This is a genomic window from uncultured Brachyspira sp., from assembly GCF_944390845.1.
Lineage (GTDB): Bacteria > Spirochaetota > Brachyspiria > Brachyspirales > Brachyspiraceae > Brachyspira > Brachyspira pulli.
Genome location: NZ_CALXRM010000021.1, coordinates 38,941 through 49,564, shown reverse-complemented (window position 1 = coordinate 49,564; position 10,624 = coordinate 38,941). Strand labels below are relative to the sequence as shown.

At 27.6% G+C, this 10,624-nt stretch carries 9 protein-coding genes; 2 read left to right on the top strand and 7 right to left on the bottom strand.

All coding sequences use genetic code 11. The annotated features are described in order from the left end of the window. Positions 1 to 276: 276 nt before the first annotated feature. Positions 277 to 1,209 carry a tyrosine-type recombinase/integrase gene (locus tag Q0K52_RS06180; RefSeq protein ID WP_297297567.1) on the bottom strand — a complete coding sequence of 311 codons (933 nt, stop codon included), beginning with the start codon at positions 1,207 to 1,209 and terminating at the stop codon, positions 277 to 279. Between the two features lie 567 nt (positions 1,210 to 1,776). Here Q0K52_RS06180 and Q0K52_RS06175 point away from each other — a divergent pair. After that, the gene (locus Q0K52_RS06175; protein WP_297297565.1) at positions 1,777 to 2,823 is read left to right on the top strand and encodes an ABC transporter substrate-binding protein; all 1,047 of its coding nucleotides are present in this window, start codon (positions 1,777 to 1,779) and stop codon (positions 2,821 to 2,823) included. Between the two features lie 96 nt (positions 2,824 to 2,919). Here the strand turns inward: Q0K52_RS06175 and Q0K52_RS06170 are convergent, their stop codons facing one another. Genes Q0K52_RS06170 through Q0K52_RS06150 form a run of 5 tightly spaced genes read right to left on the bottom strand, consistent with a single transcriptional unit; the run spans position 2,920 to position 8,330 of the window. After that, positions 2,920 to 3,849 carry a UDP-N-acetylmuramate dehydrogenase gene (locus Q0K52_RS06170; RefSeq protein WP_367270977.1) on the bottom strand — a complete coding sequence of 310 codons (930 nt, stop codon included), beginning with the start codon at positions 3,847 to 3,849 and terminating at the stop codon, positions 2,920 to 2,922. After that, positions 3,818 to 5,206, bottom strand: a complete 1,389-nt coding sequence (gene murC, locus Q0K52_RS06165) for a UDP-N-acetylmuramate--L-alanine ligase (RefSeq protein ID WP_297297561.1) — start codon at positions 5,204 to 5,206, stop codon at positions 3,818 to 3,820. Before murC ends, Q0K52_RS06170 begins: the two co-directional genes overlap by 32 nt. A 57-nt stretch (positions 5,207 to 5,263) precedes the next feature. Beyond that, positions 5,264 to 6,334 carry a glycosyltransferase gene (locus Q0K52_RS06160; RefSeq protein WP_297297559.1) on the bottom strand — a complete coding sequence of 357 codons (1,071 nt, stop codon included), beginning with the start codon at positions 6,332 to 6,334 and terminating at the stop codon, positions 5,264 to 5,266. Then, positions 6,331 to 7,425 carry an FtsW/RodA/SpoVE family cell cycle protein gene (locus Q0K52_RS06155; protein WP_297297557.1) on the bottom strand — a complete coding sequence of 365 codons (1,095 nt, stop codon included), beginning with the start codon at positions 7,423 to 7,425 and terminating at the stop codon, positions 6,331 to 6,333. The genes Q0K52_RS06160 and Q0K52_RS06155 overlap by 4 nt, the downstream gene beginning before the upstream one ends. A gap of 20 nt (positions 7,426 to 7,445) precedes the next feature. Continuing rightward, positions 7,446 to 8,330, bottom strand: coding sequence for a toxin A (locus tag Q0K52_RS06150; protein WP_297297555.1), 885 nt, complete (start codon positions 8,328 to 8,330; stop codon positions 7,446 to 7,448). A gap of 173 nt (positions 8,331 to 8,503) precedes the next feature. Here Q0K52_RS06150 and Q0K52_RS06145 point away from each other — a divergent pair, with 173 nt between their 5' ends. Continuing rightward, entirely contained in the window at positions 8,504 to 9,526 is a 1,023-nt protein-coding gene (locus Q0K52_RS06145) for a diguanylate cyclase (protein ID WP_297297553.1), read from the top strand. Positions 9,527 to 9,609: 83 nt separating this feature from the next. On the opposite strand, the gene pta is transcribed toward Q0K52_RS06145, so the two are convergent. Further along, positions 9,610 to 10,617: a phosphate acetyltransferase gene (gene pta, locus Q0K52_RS06140; RefSeq protein ID WP_297297551.1), complete on the bottom strand. Its 1,008-nt coding sequence runs from the start codon at positions 10,615 to 10,617 to the stop codon at positions 9,610 to 9,612. Positions 10,618 to 10,624 lie beyond the last annotated feature (7 nt).

Below are 10,624 nucleotides of genomic sequence, written 5' to 3'. Positions count from 1 at the left end.
CCAAATGTAGCCTTTCGCGAAGCGTATCCGAGCCTGTCGAGGATATAGCTTCTTTGTGGCAATACCACAGGCACTCCCTACGGTCGCAAAAGAAGTGGGGTATGGGGCAAAGCCCCAGATATAAAAACAAAAATATAACTTTACTTTTGACAAAGTATAGTTGTTTAGGTATATATAAATATATCTTTATGTAATAATATTATTTAAAATCTTTTTAATAAAAATATATTGCAATATATTTACACATAAGAAATATAAAAATTAATAATCAGCAAATTATTGATTACTAGAATGAGGATGAAATTTATTATACACTTCAAATAATCTTGAATTTGTTACATGAGTATATCTTTGTGTTGTTGCTATAGTTTCATGACCTAATAACTCCTGAACACCTCTAATTTCAGCATCATTATTAAGTAAATGAGTAGCAAAAGTATGTCTTAATGTGTGAGGCGAAAAATCAACAGATATATTTGCATTTCTTATTAAACGTTTCATAGAAGTTCTTATACTTCTGTCACTTATAGGTTTTCCAAATCTATTTATAAAAAGATAATCATTATTCACAGAATATTCTTTTTGAATAATTCTTCTCTTTTCCATATATATATCCCAATTCTCATATACTATAGGTAAAACTGGAATATCTCTAACTTTAGAACCTTTTCCGCATATTCTTAAAGTTTCGCTTCCTTTTTTTATCATACTCAATCTTAGTGAAGCCAATTCAGAAACCCTCAATCCTATAGCATACATAAAAAGAGCCATCATTTTATCTCTTAATAAAGTAAAATCTCCTTCATCATCTATAGCCAATATGCTATCTATATCACCTATTGATAAAAATTTAGCTATATGTTCTTCTCTCTTAGGACTTTTCATATCTACTATTCTTGTTTTATCAGAATATCCATTTCTTATTAAATATTTATAAAATTTTTTAATAGAAGAAAGATGCCTTGACATAGTAGAATTAGTTAAAGATTTTCCTTTTAAAAAAGTTAAATAATCTCTCACTGTATAATGATCTGCATCATTTAATGAAATATTTTTACTTTCTAAAAATCCAAAGTATTCTCTTAAATCTTTACTGTAACTATTTATTGTGTGAGCAGCATAATTTAATGTCTGCAAATAATCACTAAATTCCTCTAGTAAAATATACATTTTATTTTCATTAAAAACATAATCACTATGCATATTCATAATAAAACCCCATAATAAAAGTATATCTGTTTGACATATTGTTGTTTTATTATCGAAAGTTTAAATCATAAATTTATGAAGTATGTTAACTTGATATGATTTTTTTTAATTTTATTCAAATAAATTCATTATCAAAAATATATATTTATATTACGAAATTTAATAATATAATTTGATTTTTATTACTTAATTTATTATAATACATATATAACACTTAATAAATAGACAATAAAAAATTATAAATTGAAATATAACTAAAGTTTAGCATACTTAATTTTTATGTAGAAAAAGTTTATATCATTAGTAATAGCCTGTAACATACTTTATATTACAGGCTATTACTAGCACATTTCTACAATATTATTTTCTATTAATTTGGTCAATATATTTAGAAATTATAGTATATATAAAAATACAAATGATACAATTTTATCATTATACAAAATATTTACTATAAAAAACTATATATATCATTTTTCTTCATATTTTCATATTGCTATTTTTTTTAATTAAAAAGAATATAACTATTATTAAATAATTAATATTATCAAATGGAAGGAAGGACACATGAAAACATCAAAAATTATACTGTTAATTTTATTTATTATACTGATAATATCTTGTAAGAAAAATGATAATTTAGAAGGCTTTACAAATATTGATAAAGTAGAAAATGCAAATGAAAATTTAGAAACAAATATGACAAAAATAAAAGTTGGATATATGGCAGACTTCTCTGGAACATCAACAGCCATCATAGCACAAGAAAAAGGTTATTTTATAAACGAACATTTAGACGTTGAATTAGTAAAATTCTTAAATGGTCCTTCTGAAGTAGATGCTATGTTGGCCGATGATATACAATTTGCTTATATAGGACATGGTGCACATTCATTAGCTATACAAGGAAAAGTTAATGTATTATTCCCAAATGGATTAAGTAAATCAGAACAAATAATAGCAAGAAAAGATGCTAAAATAAATTCTGTTGCTGATTTAGACGGAAAAACAATCGGAACACAAATTGGAACTTCATCAGAAATTTTATTGGATTTAGCACTGCAAACATCAGGAGTACAAAGAAAAAATGTAAAAGTTCTTGATATGGACGGTCAGAGAATGGTACTTTCTATATTTGATAAAACCATTGATGCTGTATCTATACAGGCTCCATATACTTTTGAAATAATGCAAAAACTTAGTAATGATGTAAAAGTAATCACTACTATAACAAATTTTTATAATGTAGGTTCATTCCCAAGCAGTTGGATAGTAACACCTGATTATCAAAGAAAAAATCCAGATATAGTTGAGAAATTCTCAAAAGCCATACTTAAAGCTATGGATTACAGAGCTGCCAATTTAGAGGAAGCTATTGAAATGGTTGCTAATTTTAATAAAAAATCAATAGAAGATGTAGCTTTAGAAAAAGAAACTGGTATATGGTTCTCAGGAGAAGATGTAAGAAATGCATATATTGGCGGTGAAGTTAATAAATGGTATGAATCACAGCAAAATATATTTATATTCACAAAAGTTCTTTCAACTAATATAGATATTAATAAATACGTTCAAATTAGATTTATGAACAATAACGTATTAAATGAACAATAATTTTAACTAAATTATTATATAAAAATAAAGCGGAAACTATAATAACTTTTTAAAGATAAAATAGATTCCGCTTTTATTATACAATTTTAATAATTATCAGCTTAGTAAAACAACATTAATTTTTGGATTAAAGGCATAATGCTGTTCAATCTTTTTCCTAGTATCTTCTATCAAATTAATAACATCTTGAGCTTTAAACAATTCATTATTGTTATCATATAAACATTCATTAACTATATAATTAGGAAATCTCTTATGCCATCTCATATGTCCCAATTTCATAGCAAGCCCGCCTACCCTTTCAACCATTTCATAAGCCTTAATTTCATGACAATCTTCAAATACCGGACCTATATATGATTCCATAGGAGACACAGAACCTCTTATATATCTAAACCAGTCTATTCTATTATCTATACGTTCCGGTGTATCTTTTTCTAATTTAAATACAACCGATAATATAATAATAAATTCTTTTTCTTTATCAGTTAAAGCTAAATACTCATCTTTATTTAATTCTACAACATTACAATTTTTCTTATCAAAAAATTTTACAGAAACAACAAAATTCAAAATTGAAGTACCAAAAGATTCCAATTTATCATAAACTGCAACACCAAGTCTAGTATTAACTAATGCCACAAATTCTAATCCGCTTAGATTTCTTATTCTAGCCTCATGAGAAAGTCTTTCCAAAATAGAAGAACTATTAGCAACTAAAACATCGTCATCTAAAAACTCAAAATATTCAAACTCTCCCTCTAATGATACTATAATCCCATTATAACCATTATCAGAAACAATAACTTTACTTGTATCTCCCATAACAAAATAATCTATTGTATGAGTATGTAAAAAATTAGCTATATCTAAAAATTCTTGTATCTTTTTAACAACAATATATAAATCAATATTTCCGCCAATATAAAAACTGCTAAATTCTCTAAACGGGTGATTTCTATAATATTCTATATTTTTTTCTTTGAGAAAATTCTCAGCTATTTTGTAATTGTCTTGCATAGTCATTACTAACCCTCACTATATTACCAGCTCCCAAAGTTAATATTATGTCCCCATCTTTTTTTATATCTTCCAATACTGGTAATACATTTTCTATATTTTGTATATATCTTACACTATTATTTTGTTTTCTTACTATATCGCATATAATTTCACCGCTTACGCCAGGAATAGGAGCCTCTCCTGCAGCATAAATATCGGTAATTATAACCTCATCTGCATCATTAAATGCATACTCAAAATCATTTAAAAGTAATTCAGTCCTGCTGTATCTATGCGGCTGAAATACTGCTATTACACGCCTATTAGGATAAGCATTCTTTACTGATGAAAGAGTAGCTTTTATTTCTGTTGGGTGATGTGCATAATCATCAAATAATGTTATCTCCTTATCATAAAGTTTATTTAATCTTCTTCCAACACCTTCAAAAGTTCTTAATCCTTCTCTTATCGTCTCAACATCTATGCCTAAATGAAAAGCTACTGCAATTGAAGCTAATGAATTTAGAACATTATGAATTCCTATCAATGGAACATTAAATTCTCCTAACAATTCTCCATTATGATATGCTTTAAAATAAGTTATAGGTGCTTCAACTCTTATAGAATCCTTATCAACATAAAAATCATAATCACTTGAAAAACCGTAAGAGTAATATTTTTTATTTGCACTTTTAGATAAATCTTTCACAACATCATTTTCAAAACATAAAAATGAACAGCCATAGAAAGGAACCTTATTTATAAACTCTAAAAAAGCAACTCTTAAAGCTTCAACATTACCATAATAATCTAAATGGTCATTATCTATATTGGTAACAACATTTATAACTGGAGAAAGTCTTAAAAAACTTCCGTCACTCTCATCTGCCTCACATACCATATATTCACTGCTTAAATCATTGCAAGCTGCATTGCTTTTCAAATTAAAATGATTTCCTCCTATTATACAAACCGGATTAAGTTTTGCACACATCATTATCTGACTTATAAGAGATGTTGTAGTAGTTTTTCCATGAGAACCTGATATAGCTATGCCATATCTTAAACGCATAAGCTCAGCAAGCATTTCACCTCTTGATATAACAGTTATCTTTTTAGATTTAGCAGTAATTATTTCTTCATTGGTAGGGCTTATAGCTGAAGAAGTTACAACTGCTGTAATATCATCTTCTATATTTTCTGCTTTATGACCATAATATACTTTTATTCCTGATTTCTCTAATGATTCAGTCTTTGCAGTTTTAGCCAAATCACTTCCTGTTATAGTAAAACCTATAGCATTCAAAACACTAGCTATAGCACTCATTCCTATTCCGCCAATTCCTATAAAATGTATTTTTTCTTTTCTCTTTGTAAACATATAATCCCCAATTTTTATTTAATATAAAATATACAAACTACCAAAATAATATTTAATTTATTTCTCCAAAACGCTCATTATATCATCAACTATTGAAGACACCGCTCTTGAACTCCAATTATTTCTGATATTTTCTCTAATAGTTTTTAATCTTTCATCATTATTCAAATTATTTACAATAACATTCTCTAATTTTTCTTTATTCAAATCTGATTCTTCTATCAAGTAAGCCATATCCTTATTAAGCAAATCTAAAGCATTAAAATATTGATGATTATCAGTAGCATAAGGAAAAGGAACTAATAAAGAAGGTACATTAACTGCTAATATTTCACTTATAGAACTGCTTCCGGCTCTTGATATAACAAAATCAGCAGCATGAAGTAAATTAGCCATATCTCTGTAATAACTATGTACAAAAACATTATCAAATTTAGCTTCATTGACTCTATTAATTATATCATTAGCCCATTTAGGACCAGCAAGCCACACTATACGTAAATTATTAACTTTACTCTTTATATCTTTTATACATTCAAAGAATAATTCATTTAATTTCAAAGCCCCTTGAGAACCTCCCATAACTACCAATAATTTATCTTTATCTGATAATTTTAAAACGGCTCTGGCTCCTTCTCTATTTACTACAAAGAAATCATTTCTAACAGGGTTTCCAAAAACTTTTCCATTAGGCATAAACTCTAATGTTTTTGAAAAAGTTAAATATACTTGTTTAGCATTTTTATAAAATATCCTATTAACCTTTCCAGGTATAGAATTTTGCTCGCATAAGAAAATAGGTATATTTCTCCACTTAGCAACATAAAGCATAGGAAGAGATACAAATCCGCCCATTCCTATTATACAATCAGGCTTATGTCTATCAATTATACGTGAAGACTTCATTAAAGCTGGTATAAATCTCAACATAAATAATATTTTCTTCCAAAAATTACCAGGAGGATTTATATTAATAGTATTAAAATCATAATTGCTTGGTATAAGATGATAATCTTTTTGAGCAACAACAAGTCTAGGTTTATGTCCTAAATTCTTAACATAATCATATATTGAAATAGCAGGTGTTATATGACCAGCTGTACCGCCGCCGCATAAAATTATATTCATTTTTCACTCCTTTGAGTTATTTTTAATAGTATAGCAACCATTATCATATTGATAACCAATGCATTTCTTCCATAACTTATTATAGGAAGCGGCATTCCTGTTGTTGGTATCATAAGTGTTGCCACCATAATATTTAAATAAGCCTGTACACTAATAAACATAGTTATGGCAAATGAAAGATTCTTCAAAAATAAATCATTTGTCCGTGACGATATAATAAAACCTCTAATAGTGAAAGATAGAAAAAGAAGTAATATTATTAAATTTCCTATTAAACCATATCTTTGGGATACTGAAGCATATATAAAATCTGTTAATGCTGCCGGCAAATGAGTGCTTACATCTCTTATTTCTTCATCTGGTATTCCAGTGACACCGCCATAGTTAAATGCTAATTTAGCCCTTCTAATTTGATAAATATCTTCTTCAGACTGTGCCTGCGGATCAAGATACGAATTTACTCTGCTTCTCATATATGGAACATTGAATATAAATAAAGAAAATAAAAATGCCAAAAGCAATGCTGATAAAAGCAAAGATTTAAAAGGTATTCCGCCATAGAAAAACACAGAAAAACCAACCATAGCAAATAAAAGTGCAGTTCCTGAATCCGGTTCTATAAGTATAAGTCCTGAAACCAAACATAAAATCACTAAAGGCGGAAACAAACCTTTTTTCATATCAAATAATTTTTCACCTTTTTTACTTAGCACACTTGCAAAATATATACTGCATGTTACTTTCGCTATTTCAGAAGGCTGTATAGTAATACCTCCGGGAATAAGAAGCCATCTTTTAGCATAGCTTCCAGCAACAGTTATACCAAAAAAATATACCCATGCAAGTAGAATCAAAGTAAAAAGTAAAAGAAATGGAACCATTTTGTCTAAAATATCAAAAAAATCTGGTACTATCAAAACAACAATAGTTGCTAATAACATAACTGATAATAATCTTAAATGGTTAATAAAATACCCGCCATTAGGTTCATGTACTGTCTGAGCACCATATATAGCTACCAATCCTGCTATAAGCAAAGCTATATATATAGTTAATAAATATATATCTGGAATTAACCTTCTTTTTACCATAAACTCTCTTTCAAATATTTCTAAATTATTTTATAAGCTAATGAAACTTTAAGCTCTATAAAAGTACTATTATTATAATGCGGAAGCCCAACATGCAAACCAGCTGATGCTCCAATATTAAGAAGTAAACTTTCTTTTAAAAATTTAAAATTAATAAGTCCTGCTATTCCTAATTTATGAGACAAATGCTTTGAATTAATTAAATATGTTAGACCATAATAACCGCCCACATAAAACAAACTTATTTTACCTAAAAGATAAAAATCATTAATCAATTCAAACTCACTTTTTTTATGCAATATTGAAGTTCTAGGATCATAGTAGTAAGCCTTTTTACCCACATTAACATAAGACATATTTAGATTATTTATTAAAGCAAAATTTTTAAATTTAAATATAAAGTAAGGAGAAATATTTATTATATACCCGAAAGCATTTCCTTTCTCCATTGCATACAGTTCATCAAATGAATAACTAACATCATTATTATCAAAACCAGCATAACCAAAATTCATTGCATTAAACATAAAATCTGCATAACCGCTTATTCTAACTCCTAAAAAAGATAGCGGTTTTATATCTATAAAGGCCCCTATCATATCTGATGATAAAGAAAAATTATTTTCTATTCCAAAATCTACTTTAGTATCTTTAAATAAATAATTCGTTGCATTTTTATACATGTATAATCTATAATACAATCTAGTCTCTAAATTAAATTTTATAAAATTAAATCCTCCTAAAGCAGTTTGCTCTATAAAAAGTTCATTTTTATAGATTCCTGTATTAGTATTTACTGATAGCTTTCTTTCATATATATCCATATTAAAAAGTGTATTTATATCAGCAAAAATAATTGTTGGATATAAACAAAACAATACTATAAAAATATTAATTTTTTTCATACAAATCTACGATATCCAATATACAAGTTTGCTACTATGATACTTTATAAAGCAAAAAAATCAAGATAAAATAGACATTTTCTAGTAAATGAACATATTAAAAAAATATATTGAAAAAAACTGTATATATGTTAATATTGTAGAAAGGTTATATCTTATTTAGGGTATTTCTAATGTATAGAAGCATTGTAAAATCGATTATGGAAAATTGCATAGGTGTAGTAAAAAAAGACTCTAATTTATTAGAGTTAGTATCACTTGCATCTAAATCTTCCAATAAAGTGCTTGCTGTTGTAAATGATTCTGATAAAATAGTAGGTATAATAAATTTCAATGATGTTCTGATCAATTTATTAAAAGACGTATCAAAAAAAAGTTCTAAAAACTTTATAACAAAAGAAATATCCGCATTTATGAATAAAAATCTAGTAATAGCACACCCAGAAGATGATATTCTAATGACCTTTGAAATAATGAAAGAAAACAAAATGGATTATCTTGTTATTATAAATAATGATAACTATCCTATCGGTGTAATCAATATATATGACCTATTTGAAACTGTAGTAAAAATAAAAATGCGTAATATGACTTTAAACATAAATGAAATAGAAAAAAAATCTTCTATGGAAAAAGATAAAGTCATAAAAAAATTAATGAAAGAAATTGACACTTTACATGCTCAATCTACAATAGACCCTTTAACTGGATTATTCAATGTTAGATACTTCAATAAAATCATAGAAGAAGAAGTTGAAAGAGCTAAAAGATATAAATACAGTATTTCAATAATATTCATGGATCTTGACCATTTTAAAGATATAAACGATATTTACGGTCATGATTGCGGAAACGTTGTACTTCATGGAATAGGTAAATTATTAAGCAATGCTTCAGATAATATACACATGCTTAGAAAATGCGATATTGCTATACGTTACGGCGGAGAGGAATTTATAGTTATATGTCCAAATACTAAAAAAGAACAGGCATATATAGTAGCTGAAAGAATTAGAAAAACAGTGGAAAAGAAAAGATTTACTTATGAATCAACCATAATCAATGTCACCGTCAGTGTTGGAATAGCAGAACATAAAGGAACTTCAAAAAAACCAATAGCTGACACAATCAAAAACGCTGACTCTGCAATGTATGAAGCTAAACATCTTGGAAGAAATAAAGTTATACTACATTAATTCTAAATATCAATACTTACTACTTACTATCAAATAAAAAAGCCTCAATATTATTGATAATATTAAGGCCTTTTGTTTTTTCTTTATAGAGCTTGTAAAGAAGTTAAAACTGCTAAATCAGCTATATCTTGAGCAGAACATCCTCTTGAAAGGTCATTAGCAGGTTTTGCTATACCTTGAAGCATAGGACCTATAGCAGTACATTTACCAACTCTTTGAGCTATTTTGTAGCCAATATTACCAGCATTTAATTCTGGGAAAATTAGTACATTAGCATTACCTTTAATAGGTGAATTAGGAGCTTTTTGAGCACCAACTTTTTCAACTATAGCAGCATCAAACTGCATTTCACCATCATAAACAAAGCTTACATTACGAGAATCTAATATTTTTTTAGCTTCTATCACTTTATCAACGCTATCATGTTTAGCTGAACCTTTAGTAGAGAAAGAAAGCAATGCTACTTTAGGTTCTAATCCTGTCATAATTTTGTAAGATTCTGCAGTAGATTCTGCAATATCAGCAAGCTGTTCAGCAGTAGGATCTGGAATAACAGCACAGTCAGCAAAACAAGCTATACCATTAGTAAATAAAGATTTATCAGGACTTTCTACAAAGAATGTAGAGGATAATGTTTTAATACCTTTTTTAAGTCCGATTAAGAATAATGCTGCTCTTAACATCTCACCTGTAGCATAAACAGCACCGCCAACCATACCATCTGCCTCATTAGAAGCAAGTATTGCTGCTCCAGTATAAACAGAATTATTAACTATTAATTCTTTAGCTTGGTCTTTAGTCATACCTTTCTTTTCTCTAGCTTTGAAAAGCATTTCTATATAACCTTCTGTTTTAGCATCTTTATTAGGGTCAAAAATTTTAGCAAAATTACCGTCCAATTCTAATGCATTTTCTTTTGCCAAAACTTCTATTTTAGCAGTATCTCCTACTAATACAACACCTTTTACTAATTGTTCTTTTTTAAGAATAACTGCAGCTTTAACATGTCTTTCATCATATCCTTCAGCTAATACTATAGTTTTAGGATTAGATTTTACTTTTTCTCTTAAATTATCCATAAATGAAGCCATAATAAAA

What these genes read in the sequence shown, in the direction of transcription:
- Q0K52_RS06175 (WP_297297565.1), top strand. Translation starts at nt 1,777, where the DNA reads ATGAAAACATCAAAAATTATACTGTTAATTTTATTTATTATACTGATA.
- pta (WP_297297551.1), bottom strand. Translation starts at nt 10,617, where the DNA reads ATGGCTTCATTTATGGATAATTTAAGAGAAAAAGTAAAATCTAATCCT.
- murC (WP_297297561.1), bottom strand. Translation starts at nt 5,206, where the DNA reads ATGTTTACAAAGAGAAAAGAAAAAATACATTTTATAGGAATTGGCGGA.
- Q0K52_RS06160 (WP_297297559.1), bottom strand. Translation starts at nt 6,334, where the DNA reads ATGAATATAATTTTATGCGGCGGCGGTACAGCTGGTCATATAACACCT.
- Q0K52_RS06155 (WP_297297557.1), bottom strand. Translation starts at nt 7,425, where the DNA reads ATGGTAAAAAGAAGGTTAATTCCAGATATATATTTATTAACTATATAT.
- Q0K52_RS06180 (WP_297297567.1), bottom strand. Translation starts at nt 1,209, where the DNA reads ATGAATATGCATAGTGATTATGTTTTTAATGAAAATAAAATGTATATT.
- Q0K52_RS06170 (WP_367270977.1), bottom strand. Translation starts at nt 3,849, where the DNA reads ATGACTATGCAAGACAATTACAAAATAGCTGAGAATTTTCTCAAAGAA.
- Q0K52_RS06150 (WP_297297555.1), bottom strand. Translation starts at nt 8,330, where the DNA reads ATGAAAAAAATTAATATTTTTATAGTATTGTTTTGTTTATATCCAACA.
- Q0K52_RS06145 (WP_297297553.1), top strand. Translation starts at nt 8,504, where the DNA reads ATGTATAGAAGCATTGTAAAATCGATTATGGAAAATTGCATAGGTGTA.